The following is a 20,173-nucleotide window of genomic DNA, read 5'->3' as shown; positions in this document are numbered from 1 at the left end:
AAGATAAGGTATCAATTTTCTATAGTCGCAGCAAAAAAGCATTCTCGATTAGAAAGAATGCTTTTTTGAAATTTAATTGTTCTATATTTTCCCCAACTTATATCTTTGAGTTAAGCAAACATATAATAAAGTGAAACTTTAATCCGCCCTCAACAATCGGGCTTTTACGGGCAAATAGCGGGATAAATGTAGTGAAAAAAATTCACCTTATAATTAAGTTTTATTTCTGAAATACATGTTTTACTTTTTCACCTGGAACGTTACTTCCTCCTCTTCCTTTTACACCTTCAATCATCATGGTAACAATCATGTCTGGCGCATTTGCATCGAAAGCTGCGAACCATCCCAGTTCTTTTCCGTCTGCTTCTTTAGACTCTTTCAGTTCTGCCGTACCGGTTTTACCAGCAAGCGTAACACCATCAACCTTTGCAATTCTCCCCGCGCCATCAGGGTCATTAATGACTTTGATTAATGCACTCTTTAATATCTCTTGATTCTTTTTAGAAATCACATTTTCTTTCCAATTCCCCGCTACTTTTACTTCTTTTAAAAGGTGTGGCCACGGAATATTCCCTTCATTCACAATCGGTGCATATGTTAATGCTAAATGAAGTGGCGTCATTAATACTTGTCCTTGTCCATAGCCCGTGTCTGCTAGTTGAATATCGTTTTTTATCCCATCTTTTGCAATGATTGAAATAGGAAATTCGTATTCGATTGGTAATTTTTCATGAAATCCGTACTTTTTAAATTCATTTACATACTGATCTTTTCCCATTTTCAAAGCTTGTTGAGCAAAATAAATATTATCAGAGTACTTCATTGCCTTCTCAAAATTAATTGGACTTGCATCCTTTACACGCGTGACATAGTAATTTCCCCAAGATGAATCTTTTGTCCACTTCAATCCTTGAATTTTAAATTCTTCCTTTGGATTTATTGTTTTTGTTTCCAAACCAATTGCACCTGTAATCGTTTTAAATACGGAACCTGGTACAAATGCTTGCGTGAAGCGATTCATCATTGGTAGTTTCAAATCGTTACTCCATGCTTCTCGTTGGGCTTTCGATGCTCCTCTAACTATTATATTTGGATTATAAGCAGGGCTACTTACAAGTGCGATTGTTTCACCCGTTTTAGGGTTGACCGCTGCACTAGATCCTGCTTCAGTTTTCATCTCATTAAAGATTTTTTCTTGAATTGCAGCATCAATTGTTAACGTAACAGTTTCTCCTTCTTTTGCTTCTTTTTTTGCTACGTTTTTAATCTCTTTCCCCTTCTCATCTTCTATAAATACGCGTCCACCCTTTTCACCACGCAATTTATTTTCTAACACTTTCTCTAAACCGGTCTTACCTACTAAATCATCTGCTTGATAACCTTGTTTTTGAAGTGATTTTAACTCCTCCGCATTCACCTTTCCTATATATCCAGTTAAGTGTGCCGCTGCTTCACCTAATGGATACGTACGAATATTTACTGGGCGAGATGAAACTCCTTCTAATTCAATATAATCATTCTGTCTGGTTCCCTCTTTTAAAATTCCAATTGGTACAAAGGAGTCTGGTTTTATCCATTTCGCTGTGAGCTTTTGTTCGACCTCTTCTATAGACATATCAAGTAATTGTGCTACTATTTCTTTCGTTTGCGCTGCTGTTTCGCCTAGTTTCTCTGGAATAATTCCAACCTCAGTCGCTTTACCATTCGTTGCAAGCCCTTTTCCATTTCGATCATATATTTCTCCGCGTTTTCCTTGCTCTACTTGCATACGTACTTTGTAATCTTTTTTCATTCCTGGAAAAATGAAGTCCGGTGTCCAATCTATTTTCCAAGATTCTTTATCTTTCACAAGTTTTGCTTCATGGATGAATGAAACTGGTCCTACATCCGTATCCATCTTAACTTCAAAAAGAAAAAGCTCTTTATCTTTTGTATTCTCTCCTTTCATTTTAACTTTTAAATTCTTAGCTCCAATCCCCTCATAGATTTTTTGATATTTTTCTGTGAATTCTTTTTTAGAAATCGATTTTTGAGCATGATCTGATAATTGATCATACATATTTGCAAATTTTCTATCATTCCATAAATTAATATATTCTTCAAATGCTTGTTTTGACGGTTCGTTTTTATTACATCCTACCAACATAACCGCGAAACAAACGAAAAGCAGCATCCATAATTTTTTCAATTCAATCTCTCCCTTAGTTAAAAATGATGATTCCTTTCTTAATTTATTTAATAAAAAATGTTTTAACGCTTAATAGACAGTGTAAGTAATGACATTGTTCCATATTTACAAAAAATAGACCTAATTGGAATTCATCAGTAATCAATAGATACAAAAAAACACTATACTTTCTGTCAGTTTCTACAGAAAGTATAGTGTTTTCTTATTTTATCTTTCTATATATGCTATACCGTGAGCTCCTTGATTTACAGAAGGATCTGCATTTCGATCTCCTGGATTAACTTTAATGGTATGAACATTCTTATAATTAACTAAATCTAATATACTTATTGTCCTTGATCTAAGGTTAGAAACGTATCTAACCGTTACGTCCGTAAAAGAACGCATTATAATTGGGAGTAAATCTCCTTCTATTGTACCTAACACATTTAACGATTCTCCATCAAGAACAGAAACATACCCTGGTGATGGAGAAAACATATTTCTTGTTCTCTCTCCATTCTTATTCTGGAAACATGTATGCCCTACCAATACTTTCCCATCATTCGTTACATGAACCGGGGTAATTAAATCTGAAAATAATTTTGTCTTTATAATCTTATCGGTTTCTGTATTAATGATGCTAAGTGTAGTTTTCCAATGCGTACTTCAAGTAAAATCAAGAGCATGAAACCAAGGAACAATCTAACTTTTATAAAGCCCTCACCCTATTAACATACAATCCAATAAAATAATTTGTTTCAGATATGTAGAAATATGGTTTAACCATCAATCAGTGATCAGGTCCTCTTACCCTAAGTAAACCTAAATCTATTTGTTTCCATACCGGAAGAGATAAATAGTTTTGTTCCCATCCATGTAATTAAGCGGATATGTATAATTACATATCCGCTTAATTGCTTTTAGTGCTATATTTTAATAGCGATGAATGCTATTATTTCATAAGTTGTCAACAAGCTTTATGTATGAGAAAAAGGAAAGAGCCAAATAGGCCCCTTCCTTTTTCTACTAGTTAAATAAATTACTCTCTGGTAAAAATTTATATAGTGATTCTCCTTTACAAGCGTCTGATTATGCATAAAAACCGCTAGCTTTGCTTGCTGTCGGAAAAATTAAAGATGATAGAATTAAGTTATTAAGAGACAAAAATTTATCTAGCCAAGACAGATTTGTCTTAGCTAGATAAATTTGGTGATAAATACAGGAAGTAACTCTTACGATTCAATGATTCCTTTTCCTGCCTTCTACACTTGCCACTTCTGTTTCATGACTTGTAAATAGAGATCTTCAAACTCGTTAAAATGGACGCGAAAAGCACCTAATGTATCGATATAAGCAGAAATCACATCTTCTTTATTAAAATGGAGCCCTTTCTGTACTATATCATAGCTATCATCCAGACTGTATAAATTAAAATATTCCTCATCCCAATACAGGCCACTGTTTACTAGTAAACGAGTGGAGCAGGTAAGAGCTTGTTTTACATTCCATTTCTGAGCTACTAACTTTTCATTTAAGACTGAAAGAAGGATGTTTACCGAGTGTTTTTCATCAACTATGCGGCTATATGATAGTAAAGCCGATTCTATATATATCCGTTTTTCTTTAGACATTAAGGATATCTCTATAATTTCATATGGTGGGTAATCAGTTGCTTCGATCAACCTATCACACCATGAAATTACATCCTCTCTATTCCAAAGTCTCCAGCCTAGTCCTAATGCATACAAGTGAGATAACGTTTGATAAGATTTCAACATGAATGTCATAGTGTAGTAGTCTCTAGTATCTTTTCATAGTATTTTAACGGCTATGCAATAAGGAGGCATAAAAAAAGACCTCTTACGGAAAGATAAGAGGTCATCAAGAAGATAAAAATGTTGTATTTGAAACACGCGAGTTTCTAATTCACATTATATCACTATATATCTATATATTCAACATATACATTTAAATGAGAAATGTATGTATAAAAACACACGTAATATTAATTTAGAACCGTATGTGTTCTTCTGTTATCCTATTTCTTCTACAATGCCGTGATTGTATGTATACTAATGAGCAATTGTAGCAAGTTCTTCTAAATTCCCTTCCGTTACCTCATAAATAAACAGAACAAAATTACTGTCGGATTTGGAGCCTGTTGAAATGGAACCAATTATGATTTAATACCGCTTCTGTTACTATTTCTTCGTAGGACTTCTTCACTTCAAACTAATATTTTTCCAGACGAACAAACATATCTTTCCAGACTAGATCTGCAATTTCTGTTTAATGATACCAGATAATACTTTTATATCCGGCTATCATGCCAGAAGTTTATTGGAAGATGATTGTTCTCATCATAAGCTTCAAATTCATACCCTTTTTCTTTTAATCCTTTTATAATTGCTGGAACAGCCGCAACAGATTGTGGATGAATATCGTGCATTAAAACAATTTCCTTTGAAGACGTCGCACCTGCTAAGACATTTTGAACAATTTTTGCGGCTGCTACATCCACAGGTAATTTATTGTATTTCCAATCTAGAGAATCAATTGTCCAATCCCATACTTTTAAATTATTTCCGACCACCTCATTTCGAAGTGATTCATTTAATCCAGGCATTGATCCATATGGTGGGCGTGTTAATTTCGGGGAGTTTCCAATAACATTTCTAATTAAAGATTGATCCTCTTTCATTTCCTTCACATATTCCTGATTGGTATATAGCTTTTTAAAATTATGTGTCATACTATGCATGCCCACATAATGGTTCTCTACATGCTCTCGTTTCACTAAATCTGAGAACCTTTTCACATTATCGCCAATTAAAAAGAATGTTGCTTTCACATCATTTTTCTTTAATACATCTAATAGATTAGCTGTATATTTTCCTGGTCCATCATCAAAAGTTAAATATGCAACTTTTCTTTCTTTACCATCAAAACGATTAGGTATGGATTTTTTCAATTCATTTTTAGGTAGACTGCTCACTTGTTGAACACTACTTGCCTCTTCCGCGTTTACCAGCTTAGGATTCGTAATAGATTGAAACATGTAATATCCTATTGCTACTAATGTAATAGACAACAATACACTTATAATTCTCTTTTTCTTAAGCTTAATTTTCATATTATAATTCTCTTCCTATCTTATTATCCCACTTTATGTTGTTATTTTTATTATTCTATTTGCTTATAGATTCATTAGCTTAACCAAACTCACTTTTGGACTAATCGTTTTAATAATCTATTTAGGTGAAAGTTAGTGGCCTGCACTAGCGTTCATGCCATTTCCTATAATAGTTAGAACCACAGGATATAATACTGGTCCTAAGGTAAGGAAAATGTTTAAAAGTATAATAAATTTATATAGTAAGCTATAATTTTTATCATTTCGATTTACAAATACCAGGACGACCAATGTTATTACAGTAATTAAATGTAGTAATAATATTATCAACCAATAATACATCATTATAGTAAGATTCCACTTTCCTAATAGTTGGTATGTTATCCCTATTATTATTCCTAATACTGTAACATTAAAGGAAATAAACAAAGTTCTTTTTAGTATTTTAGAAAATGTTTTATAATTCACAGTTTCATTATATAAATCTATTAAAATACTTAAAGATAGATATGCCAGCAATACCCCTACCCAATTCAAGACCCAATCTTGATTTCCCATTAAATTAAACAAAAACGCAATGATCCCTCCTACTGCAAGAATCAAGGAGATCATAATACTATTTAAAGCTGATTTCATAATATTTTCACTTCCTTAAAAATTTTATAATACAGCATTGATGTTTACTCTTAAGTTGTTCTTTACTTATTAGAATTCTTTTCATTCAGAATCTTGTATGGAAATACCATCAAATAATCCGGTCATCATACCTAATAGCATATACGAAGAATGGGGAATTACAGCAAAAAATACATGTACATGATCTTCATACAATAAACATCACCATATCCTACTCCACATAGTAGATATACAAATAGAGGATGAGATTCAGCAACTTTTATTTGCATATGTATTATTCAAACGAGAAGCAGCTGCTGACATATGTACATATGATGTTTTAAAATTAATCATACTTTATTATAATTAAGTATATATTAACAATATATTAAGTATAAGTAAATAAAATTAATTAAAATTTAATTTTATTACTTATTTAAAGGGGGTTACATATATGAACAATATTAATGTTGGTCAAAAAATTATGGCATTTAGAAAAGGTGCCGGATTAACCAGTAAACGTTTAGCAGAGTTAGCTGATATAACACCTTCCATGTTAAGTCAGATTGAGAAAGGAATCACAAATCCATCATTACAAACACTAAAATTAATTTCTGTAGCATTAAATATTCCATTGTTTAATTTTTTCTTAGAGGATACCAATACAGAAGAATTAGTTGTAAGAGCTAACCAAAGAAAAAAAATAACTTTTCCTGAAAGCGGCAATGTTTCGTATGAGCTATTATCTCCTAATCTAGATGGATCACTAGAATTGGCTCTAATGAATCTGTTACCTCAAACTGCTTCATCTATGCAGCCTGTGGCGCATAAAGGGGAAGAAATAGCATTTATTATGGAAGGACAAGTAAAACTACATCTAAATGATGAGGTTTTACTTCTCAATACAGGTGATAGCGTTAAAATCCCACCTTATGCAAAACATAAATGGGAAAACACTTCTTTAAACAAAGTCACTGTTATATTTGGAGTAACCCCACCATCTTTTTAATTTCAAATACTAGCAAAGAAAAGTTAGAGAAAATAATTCTCTAACTTTTCTTGTATACATAACTTTATTGTAAGAAAGTAAAAAACTTGTCTCATAATTATATGAGATTAAAAGTAGTGAAATATATCTTTTTAATTACATACTTAATTTATTTTTTAATGTCCAGTATTTTTCTCCATTCGCTTCAAAAGAGAATTCTACCCATCCATTTGGATCTTCACGATAAATAAAGATGGTTGTTCCAGGAGTTACTGTACCAACTTTATTCTCCTCGACAGCTACATCTGGTCTACTTTTAATTTTTAAATTAAATGGATAAGGTACCTGATAGTAAGTAGCTGATGATACAACATTTGAGCTTGAACCGTTTGCATACATTTTATACGGAATTTCATTAGATAACGCGTCGACATCTAATGTTTCAGCATTCTTTGGTAATTTTTTTGCATATGTATAGTCTTCTGCACGAAACGGTTTAATACGTTCCATAATACCCGCAATTTTTTTAGCCCAGCCTTTATCTGATGCATATTTCACGTTCATGCCAGTTAATGTTGGCCCGTTATAATACATACCACTTTCTTCTAAATATCTTTCTCGTACATAATTAGCGTTATAAGCAATACTATCGCCGTAGCTTGGTAAATATTTCGCATATTTAAACGGATCTCCATCATATGCACGTAGACCGAATAAATTATGTTTTTGATATGCGATTTCTGATTTTCCGTATCCAGATTCTAAAATCGCATGCGCCGCTAAATAATGAGCACTCACGCCATATTGATTTTGCGCATTGATAAAATCTTGCCCATGTCCAACTAAGGGACTATCTGAATGATATTTTGCAATAAAACTATCAATCTCTTGAGCTGTAATTTTCGAAGCTACTGTTAAATTTAGATCTTTATATGACGTAGCAGTAATAACCTCTTTTTCATCGTTTAAATTTTGTTGTAACATATCTGTTTTTGCAGTAAGTTGAGCAGCTTCCGCACGTGTTATAAATCTATTTGGTTGCCAACCGTTCTCAGTACCATTAGAAATTTTCAAACCGATTAAAATATTAGCATATTTTTCTCCCCAATGCCCTTTTAAATCTTCAAATTTAACCTGCTCGTTATGATTTGGTGTGCTTTGTAGTTTATATGCATTTACTAGCATCGTAGCCATAGCAGCGCGAGTTACTTTTCCGGATGGATTGAAGATTCCATTACCTTCCCCTTTAACAATACCGGCTTTTTCAGCAGCAGCAATATAAGGAGTAGCCCAGTGGTTTTGTGAATCTGTAAAAGATGGTTTTGCATTAGGATCAATTTGTATCCCTAAAACTTTTGTCATAATTTTTGTAGCCGAAGCTCTGTCTAATGAGTCATTTGAACCAAAAGTTCCATCTGGATAACCATTCAATACCTGTTTATTAACTAAATAATTAACAGATTTATCAGCCCAGGCAGGAACATCAGGGAATTTATGAGTATCTGCTAAAATATTAGAAGAATAGGATAATATAGCTCCTGCAAGGATACCTGTTGCAATTAATTTGTGCTTCATTAAAATAAACACCTCTACCATTGTATTTATCAAATTGAGATTTTCTATTTTTATATTTACATGTTTGTAATAAGAATAAAATCGTATTATCACGCATTCAATTTGATGTAACGAGTATAGTTACTTATATACACAAGTGTCAATGAATTTATTTTGCAAAAATGCATAATATTTACATCGTTTTATAATTGACTTATGTATAAATCAGAAAGTTTTATTGCCAAATCTTCATACTTTCCCTCTTATATGCTCTGTTATTTACTCAAGTTCCATTCCTTGGTTGATTTATTTTTATACTGCTCTCCAATAACCCTATTCTGATTTTCTGAATTGCTGCAACAGCAGAGTTAGGGGCTATTTCAAACTCTTTCATTAATTTTTGTATTTCCACAGCTCTACTATCCTTCTAGGCTACAAAATAATTCATTATAAAATGAATTATTTTGTATGAAAGCTAAAATTAGCCTAAATAAATCTAGTGATTTATTGGTATAATCAATATCGTATTCCATTTTATGGATAAACAAATTAATATAAGGCTATGTTTTAAAACATATAAAAATACTGCTAATTTAATATTAAACATAATAAAATACATAGCCCTTTCTTTTTACTATTAAAAAACATATTGAAGTAAGGAGTTATATTATAATAGCAATCTTTCAAAGTAATGTTCTAAAAGCTGAACAAATTGCTACTCAAATGAGATCAGCTTCTGACGCAATTCAAAATGCAACAGGTAAATCAATAACGCACGCAACACGTACAACTTTAACCGTTAATTCCAAAGCACAGGAAGCAAACCAACAAGCCTTAGAATTAACTAGACAATTTCTTGCTGCCTTTCAGCAATCCATTGACAATATACAGTCTGTAGCAACAGAGTTTGAACGAATGGACAACGAATTACAGAAGAATTTTTAGCTTTTTTAAGAATTTTTCCTTTACCCCTTCTATTAACTTATATATAAGCAAAAAGGTAGGCGGAAAAAATGAATCAAGAAATAGAACAAAAAATGAAGGTCTTGAGTCGAAATCTAATGAATCTATCCGAGGAACAATACCAAAATCAACACGCAATACAAATACAAGAACAAGCAGAAGCAGACTTTCAAGAATTAAAAATACGCAGCCATCGCTTTTTTCATCGTATTTTAGAAACATGGCATGGTGATAAAGAACTCTTTCGCTTTTTTACCAATATACAATTAGAAACTCAACAAATTGAAAGAAGCCTTTCTTATAAATTAGAAGAACAAAAGGAAACATTAATTCAAGAGAAACAAAAAATGCGCTTTCTTCATTTTTCCCTAAGGATTGGGATAGAGTACAGATACTTGATTCTATCAAAGAAGCATACGATAATAAGATTCAAGTCGATACAGTTAGATATGTAGGACAAACATCCCACTGATTTAAAGTAGAAATGATTATACAAAATAATGAGATAATAACAGCATATCCTGTTTATACTAGGAGGTAAAAAATGAAATATACATACGAATTTTATCGTGATGGGCTTGGCGGATTAAGAATACGTTTGCCAAAAGAAATTTCTATAATTTCTCATTTCTTGGAAGATATTTTAGATGATGAAGCAGATGAGTATATACAAATTTTAGATAATGTAGTAGACAAAAAAGTTCCGCAATATGAAATAGAAGGGAACGTAGCAGCAGTCTACATTGAACCTAATTACACCAGTGCTATTAACTTATTTATGAGTGCTCCAAATAACCAATGTAAAATTGAGACCTCTGAATTTAGAAAACTACTTGTGTTGTGGCGAGATACAGTAGTAGCAGAAGGGAAAGATATAGAAGTATAAAAGAAAACTACCTTCTGTGATATTTAGATCATAGATGCTAAACTCAATAAAATCAAAGGTAGGGATATAAAAGATTTTACAATTAAGATGCTGCACTTAATATTGTTAACAATTATTTTTGCTTATCCCTCATTAAATGTAAACTACCACCCTTAACCTCCCATGTTTTTCCGGTACAAGAATAAAATGTTAAAAACAGTTTTAAAATGAGTTTCTTTTTCACCTTGTAAGCTGTAGAGCTTTCATATATTCCCCTTTTCTTTCAAGGGCCTTTTTTGCATCCTCAGCCGTTAATGCAAAATCTACTGCACTGTTCTGTAATAACTCCTTATTAGCTTACCTGAAGAAATCTCTTAGTTGTTAATTTGCCAACCTTTCTTGTTTACTATTAATCAATTAAAAAAAGAATTTTTTGTTTAAGAGCTACTTTAAAATCTTAAGTTGATGGATGTGTGAACGTACCGCTACTAAAATTCTTGCTTTTAAATGATTATTACTATATTATATTTACGTATCAATATAAGGATTATGGTATATAAAAAGGAATCAAATCTATAAGTAAGAATTAAATCCTTTTCAAAATCAAAAAGACTTTACCAAAGTCTAATATAATTTATGCTTGTCTTTTTAATATGTATCTAGTAAAAACATATTTTTTATCAATAGAATTCTGTTTTCAATATAAATTGAAACTTTTAAAAGACGTTTATTTAGTTTCAATGATAGTGATTAGTGTTCTAAACAAGGAACCATGCAAAGTGATCTGAAAAACCTGAGAGGTATTGTATCTAGTTTGCTCATCTCCAGATACTACAATAAAAGAGCCTTACCTCTCTAGGCAAGACTCTACTAGTTTAATTGTATGACATTTACATGATAACTAAGAAACAGAAAACATATAACACCAAATAGCAGCACCCTATTATTCCTCCTACAGCTAATACCTGTTTAACCCAACTCTTAAATTTTTGATTACTGTAAATCGCTTGCACTCTTTCCATATTTCCTCCTATTAAGGAGAACCTTTAAAGACTCTCACCTCGCTATAGTACCATTAAAAAATGAATAATAGAGATCTAATGTATAAATATGCAATATTGCATACGAAAATGTATTGTTTTAATTGTAAGCGCTTACTATAATAATGTTATAAAGATTTATCACATCTTAATACGAAAAAAGAGGAGAGAATAATATGGAAATCGCAATGGCAGTTTTAAAATTTATAGGTGGAGCTATCCCATTAATTCAAGAACTTCTAAAAGCATTTATGTAAATTCACTATTTAGCAATTATTTATAAAAATTATCATACAAATGATCTGTCTATCAAAAATAAATTGATTTACAGATCATTTGCGTGATCAAGGTCCCTTTAACATGATTAAGGGGATTTTTTAAAATTTTTAAATAATTAAGGTTACGTCACATCACCATCAAGTTAGCAAAATAAAATGAAACTTTAACTTGATGATGATGGGGTAACAGTTGTGATTTAGAGATAAGATCAGATTATACAAAGTTTTGCACGTCAGCGATACCGGAAATAGACTTCGCCTTTAGTAGCAAGAATCCCCACGAAAGATAGTCAAACTTGCCTCTTTAGGAATAAGAGTGTCAATTTAAATAATGCATTCTGAAACACTACTCTTCTTCTAAAATAGCGTAATAATATTCATCCCACCATTCATTCCCATGTGGTATACACTTCCTAAAATAACCTTCCCTTCTCATTCCAATCTTCTCCATCACTCGATATGATGGAATATTTTGTGGCTGACATGTAGCTATAATCCTATGTAATTTCATTTCCTTAAAGCCATATTTCAGTGTAGCTTGTGCTGCTTCAGAAGCATATCCTTTATTGAAGTATTTTGAATTGAACACCCAACCAATCTCATAAGTATGCTCACCAAAATATTTATGAAAAACTATATGATCAATCAGAATATCCCTATCTATTAATACTACAGGAAAGTTCTTAGCGTTTTCACCAATGTTTTCATTCACAAAGTTTCTTGTATTTTCTTCAGTAAAAACCCCTTCAGGTATGTACTTCATAACATTGATATCTGATGTATACTCATGAACAGCTTGCCAATCTTTGAACTCAAATTTTCGTATCAATAACCTTTCTGTTTTTATAAACATTTACTTTCCCCCCTCAAAAAATTACAATTATATTTGAAACCCACATTTAACCCTTAAAACAAAAAGAACTTGTAGGAATCTCTACAAGTTCTTTTTAGTTTAAGGTGAATATAAGGGACAAACAAACTATCTTACAGATTGACCGTAGAAACTTCAGGGGTAATGCTTTGACAAATATATTATATAACAAATATTAACATCTACAGAATTTATTTTTGAAAATTATGTGAATTAATAAATAAAATAGTTTTTTCTTAGCTATTATTGTTAATAACTGACGGTATCATTATATTTCATTCTGCAACTTATTTAGAAGAGCTATGTACATTTTGAAGAAGTTCTTCAATAAGTTTTGTTTTTTCATTTACCTTTGTGGCATATTTGAAATCACCATAACAATATGGATACCTAAAATTATTTTTATTTCCACCACAAGTGTACATTGCTGGATTTTGATCAACTTTCATCTTAGAAAATTTTTTGGCCGAATCCTCCGAGTGTTGTTTAACTTCTTGACTAGCAATAAAATCAATATACCCTGGCCCCATATTATAGCTTTGAATAATTGTATCCATGCTAACATCTTTTTCCGTTCCATACTTGTACATTTTAGCAAAGTGCTTTACCCCTTGTTTAATGCTCAAGCTTGTCTCTTGAATTTCATTTGGCTTTAATCCAAGTGATTCGGATGACTGCATAGGGTCGTTTCCCTCACCTCTACTCTCTTGATACATAATTCCTAATAAAATTGGTGTTTTCTCTCCTAAATTATATTTTTCTAATTCTTTTTTTAAGGTAGACTCATATTGCAATACACGTTTTTCGGTGGCTAGCGCTTTATTTTGTTGAATATTGGTTTTATGATTAAAATATAGCATTCCAAGTATTGTTCCTAAACCTAAAATACTAATAAGGAACACTTTTATAATTTGTTTTTTACTTGTATCCTTCATATATTCCTCCTCGTATAAGAAATTCAATTTTTTCAAAGGTAATTGGTTATCATAAACTATGTAATGAACATCTATCTCCCGCCCTTTTAGACTTATACATCAATACTTTAAGGTTTCAAGTTTAATATAAAAATTTAAAGATAAGGTAAAGATAAGATAAAGATAAAATAAAGGGTATTTTTTAGCCTACTTTAAAAGATATTGCTACAAAGGGATATGTGGGACAATTTGTTGATATGAATGGATTTAGTGATAATTGAAAAGTTATTGTACAAGTTATTAATTATGGAGATATCATTCCAGAAGAATTAACCTATCTTTTCAATATGCTTTATATAAAAACTACAACGTAACATATAATAAAAAACGGTAAACCCTCCACCTAGGAGAATCCACCATCACAAATAACTGATTATTTTACACCTAGTTTTTCTTTTGCTTTCTTAGAGAGCTCGTCTTTCTGGAATTCTATATCCCAGACTTCCTTGTAACGTTTTTACCCATGTTCTCGATGGGTGATGATCACTTGATAACGACCTTGCATGAATAGCATCTTTATAAAGGAATGTATTTTCACCATCTAACTTTTCTAGTGCGACCACATCTTGAGTTTCAAATACGTCCATATTTTGTAGAACACGGTCATCACTTGTTACCCTTATCGTACCCCTATCGACCAAGGAACGTGCAATATTCGTGGATATTTTACAAGCTTTTTTTCACCTCTCTACTTTGCAAATGCATCTGCATCTCGGAAAAAATATAATTTCGTAATCATCTCATCACCGCAGTAATGATAGATTTCACGTGCTGCCTCTTTCCCCCATGTAACACCTTCATATGAAACTCTGTAATCATTAATACTTTCTCAATAAACTCCCACTCGAAACCAAGTTCCATTAAAAAGTGGCAAGCTCAAAGGGTACTATTCATGACCGTAATACGAATAGTACCCTTTGAGCTTTTTAAATACACAGCAAACGGTTTACCTGTATCATGGAGTGCTGCAGCACTTTGCAGAAGAAATAAATCTTCCCCTACATAATTCTCTGTTAAATGAGCGTATACCATATATGTGTGCTGACATAATGGTAAGGAATGATAGGGGTTTCCTTGATCATATTGAAACATATCAGAAAAGAACGGGATGTTCTTCATGACAAATTGAACACCACACCCATGCGTCCCCTCCTGGTTCACCATTACAGTTTGCTGTAAGTCCCGCTTTACTTGTTCGTTCATGGTTTCTTGTAGTTCGAATAAGACGATACATAATCCGCTCTGGTTTTATGTAATCTATTGGCTTGAATCGTTACTTAAATATAAAGGGTGTCTCGTTAACACATCCTTTTTTTCCTAAGGTAGTGTAAATGGTAACCTCTGAATAATTCATGAATATCTTTATACCGATTATGAAATTTATAATTTTCTCCCCAAGCAGCAATCAACCTATTTTCCATTAAAGTTTTTCTTTCCAATATTTCATCTAACTTCGTACGATTAATTACTTCCTGTAGTAGTCTTTCTACTGTATCTGCTTTTATCTCATTTGGTTTTCTCAATATTTTTTACTTCTATTTTTTGATTGTTATGACTGGCACTTGCTCAGTTTCGGAAATTTCACTGTAACCATAATAAAGTAGAAAAAACAATAAAATAATTGTCCAAATAAATATAAACACTTTATAACTATACTTCATATGAAAAACCTCATTTTCCCTATATAAGTGAATGTACATACACCTTGTAAATCCAATTACATAAATTATCGGATATTTTAGTTGTAGAGAATCATTAAGTATTAGAAATTGTTATTCATAAACATATCCAAGAAATCTTCAAAAAATATCATCTAGGCATTTTAACATTTCATAAAAATGCACAGATAATATTTTTACGTTTAGCTAAGTAATGCTTATTATGTAATAAATCCTTATCTCTATTTCACCTTAATGTTTATATGTACAAGAGTCTGTGTAGCAACTAGGCTGTACTTTAAATATGTACTAAATTGTGTGTGGGAAAGGAAGCACATTGTATTTAAAGTTGTTACTTTAACCCCCTTAATTAGTTGGTAGTCTTCTTCATTCAGACAGAAAGGAAATTTAAAGTGTGCACGTATTTTTACTCAGACTCTTTACTACACACACTCCTATACACATAAAAACATCTATAGTTTTTTGTAACAATACAGAAATTACAAGAAACAAAACAGAAATATTTTTAACACTGAGTAATGAATTTGTAACAAAACTGTAACATACTACATTTAATCGTACAATACTTTTTTAACTAATTATCAACAAATTTCTGTTAATATCGTTCAAATTTAATAATGTTCCCATATAGTATTACAATTACAGTTGCTTGTGTTTTATTTGGATAGATACGAGAGTTATATGCTTTATTAATTATCATTCATTTCAGTTCCATTTCGGCATGTGTCTTTTATACAATAAACATATATTTGAAAGACAGTGGAGTAACATTTTATGTATGTGCAACAAATAAGATAGCTTCCTGGGGACGTCATACATTGTCATCAATCTAAAGCTTATGAAGTTATACGTGATGGAATGCTAATGTTTACCATAGGTGATATTGGCTATAAAAGTATAAAAACTATTAACAAAGCATCTTAATGTTTATGAAATACTTTGTTAATAGTTTCTCTTCTCCCTAATCTCCTGCGAGACTATATTTTTTATTGAAATTTTCCATATCTTATTTGATTTATTTATTCTGTAACACCAGATTGGGTTACTGTTACATCAGCTGTTACACGAAAACGTAAATGTTTATAGGATTCTTCCCATTCTTGACTGTTCCATTTTCTTACGTGAGTTCTACCAAGCTTTCTAAGTCCTATAGGATCTGTGTCTTTTTTAATAAATCTCTTTATCAATGTAGTTGCCTTTTTTTCTATTTCTGTTTCCATAATTTTTTCTAATTTTTTTATTTCTTTAGGATTATCTAGATTTTTTGTTTTTGTAAATTCTTGAATTTCAGCTTTAACTTGAATATGAGCATTTACGAATGGATGCTTACTATTCCCCTCCATCTTATATTTTGTTCTAGCTTTTATATTCTCTATCGTGGCGTAAGTATTTGAAGAACCAGGTAATTTGAATTGGTATGTACCTTGTTTAAAATTATCTGTCAACAATTTAAATACAAATAAATCTTTAGGGTTCACTTTATCAACCATTTTACATCTTTTAAAAAGTGCTATTCCATTTAACTCCAACACGTTACCTTTTTTAGATATCATCGGTAAATATGAATCTCTCGCATCATCATTAAGTTGGTTTAAAAACATAAAAAAATTTGTTTTTGGCTGCGTTCCGTTGTCCATATTTTGCTCCAGTAAAGAGGATAGATAGGAAGAAATTTCTTTTTCTTTAGAATAGTTCCCCTTTAATAGTGATTCCCCTTTTACATTTGTAATTGCTAAATAAATTGCATTTCCTACACTAGGATTTCGGTTCAAAGTCTCTAAAATTTCCTGCATTCCCTTTTCAATTATTTTTTCATTAAATATAATCACACGCAATTGACCCAACTCTAGAGGTCCAGAAGATTTTTCGGATGCTCTTGCAAGAACTTCTCTACCAGTCTGGCCTGATGCTGAATAGATTTTCGTTTCACCTTCCCCCCCTCCTTTATAAGCTGAAATCGCAAAGGTTCCTTTTAGCTTACCTTCTGCTTCAGTATCATATGCCGCAACTTGAACTAAATCAATGTCATCCACAATTTTCGTTTTAGCACAACCTATTAAGAAGACACTTACTATAATGAAAAGTATCCATCGCTTCATGTTTATCTCCTTAACTTTATTTTGGCGGTTTGAATTAGCCATAGTACAGGTAAGTATACATATATATATATAAAGCCAATTTGACCTGTCCAAGTATTTAATAAGTTAATTTTATTACGGTTATTCAAGAAAAATGATAAAACGAAGATGAATACGATGATAACTGGCAAAACATATTTTTGCTTTATCCCCAGCGCCTCTTTTATACCACGACTTACTCCCCACAATGTAAAGGAAACGTTAGGTAATATAAAAAAAGCCCAAACAGAAACAATAATGTATTCAAACCGCTCTATAAAGGGAAATTGTATAATTTTAATCATACTTAAATATGCCCATATCGCGCTCGCGAGTTGTTTTTCACTAAAAAACGCAAGAGTTAAAATCATAAGGTATGTGTAGACAATAGTCGTTACTAAATTTGCATAGTGCGCATATTTTTGAGACTTTCTTGCCTTTTTAATAAATGGGTAGTACAACAATAACATTTCAAATCCAAAAAAACTAAACATATTTCCTTTCATTCCTTTCATAATTTCTAGGAATGAATGCTGTGCAATTGGAAATAAATTTCGAAAATCTGCATACTGCAAAGGATAAAAAAATGTGAAGATTAGAATGCTTGGGATAACGATTCCAAAGAAGCCAATTCCGGCAACTACACGAAATCCTCCAGTCACAATGTAATAACATAAGCCTAAAAAAGCCCCAGCTATAACCCAAGATGAAATGGAAGGAAACATCCAAACATGTACTACTTCGATATAAGTATGTAGTGTTGTTGCACCTAACAATACAATATAGGATAAAAAAATGAAGTTGAACAATCCACCAATCCATTTTCCAAGTACGTCTTGATTGATTGCAATGATGTCTCCATTACCCTAATTTAAAATCTGATATATGATCCAAATCATAAGATTAACAGATATTCCAAAAAGTAGCGTACTAATCCACGCATCATTTCCAACTAATTTTGCACTAATCCTTTCAAAACCAAGCATACCAACCCCCATCTGTATAGTAATAATTAAAAAAAACACCATATATGGAGAGACTTGATACTCAATTGGGACCTGTTTCATAATGCTCCTCCCTGTTAATTTCAATCATCAAAATCATTTCGTGATTTGATTTTATTTTTCTCTACCTCTTCTGGATTAAAACGAAAACGCTGTTTAGATCTTGAAAAAATTGGGCGTCGGAACATCGCTGAGATTGGCAAACGGATAATGCTGTCTTTCCAATCTGTAGGGCGTGTAGGATAAAAAGGAAACAAATAAGGACGTCTTAATGATTCTGTACGTAATAAGCGTGCTAAAAGTAAAGAACTTGTTAAAACAATTCCTAATAAGCCCAACAGGTGTGCAGCTATTATAAAAGGAAAACGAATTACTCGAATTGTATTACCAATTCGATATATTGGTGCTGTAAATGAACTAAGAGCTGAAAGTGCAACAATGATAATAAGTACGTTACTTGTAAGACTTGCCTCTACCGATGCTTGTCCAATAACAATACCCCCTACTATACCGACAGTTAGACCCACTTTAGTTGGTAAACGTGTCCCCGCTTCTCTCAGTAATTCAATCGTTATTTCTAAAAAAAGTGCTTCAATGACTGGAGGAAAAGGTACTTTACTTCTCGATATAATCAACGTTTCAAGAAGTTCTTTTGGAATTAGCTCATAATGATATGTTAAGATCGAAACATATAATGGAGTCGTTAAAACAGAAAAGATAAAAGCAAAAATTCTTAACAGTCGAAAAAATGAGGCCATAATCCAAGGCATGGTGTAATCTTCTGTCGTAGAAAAAAAGTCAATTAATGTTGTTGGAAGAGTGATAGCATAAGGCGAGCCATCTACAAAAAGTGCAATTTTCCCTTCTGCTAATACAGCTGCCACACGGTCCGGACGTTCTGTATTCAAAAATTGAGGGAATATAGAATTCGGGTTGTCTGCAATTAACTGAATCAAATACGTGCTATCCAAAACGTGGTCTGTTTTTATTAGACTCACCCGTTTTATAATTTCTTGTAGATTTTGATCATTTACAATTCCCTCAATATATACAATCGCAACGGTTGTGTTAGATAGCGCGCCTACTTTCAATTCCTTCATTTGTAAATAAGGTGTTGGAAGCTTTCTACGTACTAAATTTAAGTTTACATCTAAATCTTCAACAAACGCGATTTGTGGACCCACAATATTGTATTCAATTTCAGCTTTTGTAATATCTCTTTTTTCTTTCTTTGCCACATTAATTAACAAGCCATTTAATTTATCTGTATCGAACTGAATAAGTATATAGCCGTTTAAAATACTATCCTGAATATCTTCCATTTGATTTGTTATTTTTGAATTTTCAAAGGGTAAGACAGACCGAATATCTTGTAATGAATCGAAGCTCTTCTCTTTTATATAAGTTAAAACCTCTTCATGAAATATATTTACATCGATTAAGGTTCTAAAATATGAAATGACTATAGAGGATTTGTTTGAAGCGATCTCCAACGTTATAAAATCTTTAGATTTTTTTAGTAATTGCATTAATTCCTGCAAAGATTTTATAGAGTGAACAGGTACTTTTTCATGTGGTTTCAATTGATAATACCCTTCCTTTCAAAAAGAACCTATATATAGTTTTTAGAAATTTCTATTTTAAAAATGAGGGATATTTATATGTCAATATGCTCATTAAAAATAATACCTTTTTAACTAACTTAACCAAAATTAGTTAAAAAATGTATTACGAGTAAAAATTTGAAATGTCCCCAAGAAAAATTACAATATTAAAAACATCCTTTCTTTTGGTTCTAAAGAAAGGATGTTTTTATAACAGGCTTTTTCAAGTGTCTATTCTATAGGGTACATTTACCAGTGTTCTTCTCTTTATTATTTCATTAAGTAACATTAGCATTACATTCTGTATGGTTTCTTAAA

The 20,173-nt window shown here is 31.7% G+C and carries 17 protein-coding genes and 5 pseudogenes; 7 read left to right on the top strand and 15 right to left on the bottom strand.

The features are described from left to right. Positions 1-220: 220 nt before the first annotated feature. The 6 genes and pseudogenes from MR143_RS13335 to MR143_RS13310 form a co-directional block, all read right to left on the bottom strand. Complete coding sequence (locus MR143_RS13335) at positions 221-2,188, bottom strand: penicillin-binding transpeptidase domain-containing protein (protein ID WP_000737776.1); 1,968 nt, start codon at positions 2,186-2,188, stop codon at positions 221-223. Between the two features lie 207 nt (positions 2,189-2,395). Continuing rightward, positions 2,396-2,668, bottom strand: coding sequence for a hypothetical protein (locus MR143_RS13330; protein ID WP_000492689.1), 273 nt, complete (start codon positions 2,666-2,668; stop codon positions 2,396-2,398). A 764-nt stretch (positions 2,669-3,432) separates the two neighbouring features. Next, positions 3,433-3,945 (bottom strand): hypothetical protein, encoded by a 513-nt coding sequence (locus MR143_RS13325; RefSeq protein ID WP_033673011.1) that lies wholly within the window; start codon positions 3,943-3,945, stop codon positions 3,433-3,435. A gap of 536 nt (positions 3,946-4,481) precedes the next feature. Continuing rightward, positions 4,482-5,303 carry a peptidoglycan-N-acetylglucosamine deacetylase gene (locus tag MR143_RS13320; RefSeq protein WP_000694608.1) on the bottom strand — a complete coding sequence of 274 codons (822 nt, stop codon included), beginning with the start codon at positions 5,301-5,303 and terminating at the stop codon, positions 4,482-4,484. 132 nt (positions 5,304-5,435) lie between these two features. Further along, positions 5,436-5,939: a DUF3902 family protein gene (locus tag MR143_RS13315; RefSeq protein ID WP_046946283.1), complete on the bottom strand. Its 504-nt coding sequence runs from the start codon at positions 5,937-5,939 to the stop codon at positions 5,436-5,438. Between the two features lie 90 nt (positions 5,940-6,029). Next, a pseudogene (locus MR143_RS13310) lies at positions 6,030-6,208 on the bottom strand (D-serine ammonia-lyase); the annotation flags it as partial. 164 nt (positions 6,209-6,372) lie between these two features. Here MR143_RS13310 and MR143_RS13305 point away from each other — a divergent pair. Further along, positions 6,373-6,927, top strand: a complete 555-nt coding sequence (locus MR143_RS13305) for a helix-turn-helix domain-containing protein (RefSeq protein ID WP_001059813.1) — start codon at positions 6,373-6,375, stop codon at positions 6,925-6,927. Between the two features lie 135 nt (positions 6,928-7,062). Here MR143_RS13305 and MR143_RS13300 read toward each other — a convergent pair whose 3' ends face one another. Further along, positions 7,063-8,481, bottom strand: coding sequence for an S-layer homology domain-containing protein (locus MR143_RS13300; protein ID WP_000680974.1), 1,419 nt, complete (start codon positions 8,479-8,481; stop codon positions 7,063-7,065). Positions 8,482-9,132: 651 nt separating this feature from the next. Between MR143_RS13300 and MR143_RS13295 the strand changes: the two genes are divergently transcribed. From MR143_RS13295 to MR143_RS13280, 5 genes and pseudogenes are all read left to right on the top strand, one after another. Beyond that, positions 9,133-9,405 (top strand): TIGR04197 family type VII secretion effector, encoded by a 273-nt coding sequence (locus MR143_RS13295; protein ID WP_033690113.1) that lies wholly within the window; start codon positions 9,133-9,135, stop codon positions 9,403-9,405. A gap of 68 nt (positions 9,406-9,473) precedes the next feature. Continuing rightward, positions 9,474-9,773 (top strand): annotated as a pseudogene (locus tag MR143_RS13290) (DUF3958 family protein); the annotation flags it as partial. Then, on the top strand, positions 9,728-9,895 hold the full coding sequence (locus tag MR143_RS33185; protein ID WP_199717863.1) for an EndoU domain-containing protein: 168 nt from the start codon (positions 9,728-9,730) through the stop codon (positions 9,893-9,895). The pseudogene MR143_RS13290 and the gene MR143_RS33185, both read left to right, overlap by 46 nt. Positions 9,896-9,967: 72 nt before the next feature. Next, complete coding sequence (locus MR143_RS13285) at positions 9,968-10,309, top strand: hypothetical protein (RefSeq protein WP_000878115.1); 342 nt, start codon at positions 9,968-9,970, stop codon at positions 10,307-10,309. 1,089 nt (positions 10,310-11,398) lie between these two features. Continuing rightward, a pseudogene (locus tag MR143_RS13280) lies at positions 11,399-11,585 on the top strand (hypothetical protein). Positions 11,586-11,952: 367 nt separating this feature from the next. On the opposite strand, the gene MR143_RS13275 reads toward MR143_RS13280, so the two are convergent. After that, positions 11,953-12,459 (bottom strand): GNAT family N-acetyltransferase, encoded by a 507-nt coding sequence (locus MR143_RS13275; RefSeq protein WP_000470147.1) that lies wholly within the window; start codon positions 12,457-12,459, stop codon positions 11,953-11,955. 305 nt (positions 12,460-12,764) lie between these two features. Beyond that, positions 12,765-13,412 carry a lysozyme family protein gene (locus tag MR143_RS13270; RefSeq protein WP_061884177.1) on the bottom strand — a complete coding sequence of 216 codons (648 nt, stop codon included), beginning with the start codon at positions 13,410-13,412 and terminating at the stop codon, positions 12,765-12,767. Between the two features lie 212 nt (positions 13,413-13,624). On the opposite strand from MR143_RS13270, the pseudogene MR143_RS13265 reads away from it, so the two are divergent. Beyond that, positions 13,625-13,747, top strand: a pseudogene (locus tag MR143_RS13265) (vancomycin resistance histidine kinase VanS); the annotation flags it as partial. A 108-nt stretch (positions 13,748-13,855) separates the two neighbouring features. On the opposite strand, the gene MR143_RS13260 reads toward MR143_RS13265, so the two are convergent. The 6 genes and pseudogenes from MR143_RS13260 to MR143_RS13240 form a co-directional block, all read right to left on the bottom strand. Next, positions 13,856-14,038, bottom strand: coding sequence for a hypothetical protein (locus MR143_RS13260; RefSeq protein WP_003301766.1), 183 nt, complete (start codon positions 14,036-14,038; stop codon positions 13,856-13,858). 289 nt (positions 14,039-14,327) lie between these two features. After that, the gene (locus tag MR143_RS13255; RefSeq protein ID WP_002181547.1) at positions 14,328-14,654 is read right to left on the bottom strand and encodes an HD domain-containing protein; all 327 of its coding nucleotides are present in this window, start codon (positions 14,652-14,654) and stop codon (positions 14,328-14,330) included. A gap of 1,071 nt (positions 14,655-15,725) precedes the next feature. Then, positions 15,726-15,830 (bottom strand): helix-turn-helix domain-containing protein, encoded by a 105-nt coding sequence (locus tag MR143_RS33440; protein WP_002181550.1) that lies wholly within the window; start codon positions 15,828-15,830, stop codon positions 15,726-15,728. Positions 15,831-16,149: 319 nt separating this feature from the next. Beyond that, complete coding sequence (locus tag MR143_RS13250; RefSeq protein ID WP_000832856.1) at positions 16,150-17,229, bottom strand: Ger(x)C family spore germination protein; 1,080 nt, start codon at positions 17,227-17,229, stop codon at positions 16,150-16,152. Positions 17,230-17,231: 2 nt separating this feature from the next. Continuing rightward, positions 17,232-18,314, bottom strand: a pseudogene (locus MR143_RS13245) (GerAB/ArcD/ProY family transporter). A 20-nt stretch (positions 18,315-18,334) separates the two neighbouring features. Further along, on the bottom strand, positions 18,335-19,834 hold the full coding sequence (locus MR143_RS13240; RefSeq protein ID WP_000802293.1) for a spore germination protein: 1,500 nt from the start codon (positions 19,832-19,834) through the stop codon (positions 18,335-18,337). Positions 19,835-20,173 lie beyond the last annotated feature (339 nt).

Source organism: Bacillus cereus group sp. BfR-BA-01347, assembly GCF_022663835.1.
GTDB classification, from domain to species: domain Bacteria; phylum Bacillota; class Bacilli; order Bacillales; family Bacillaceae_G; genus Bacillus_A; species Bacillus_A thuringiensis_K.
This window is presented reverse-complemented; position numbering and strand designations above follow the sequence as displayed.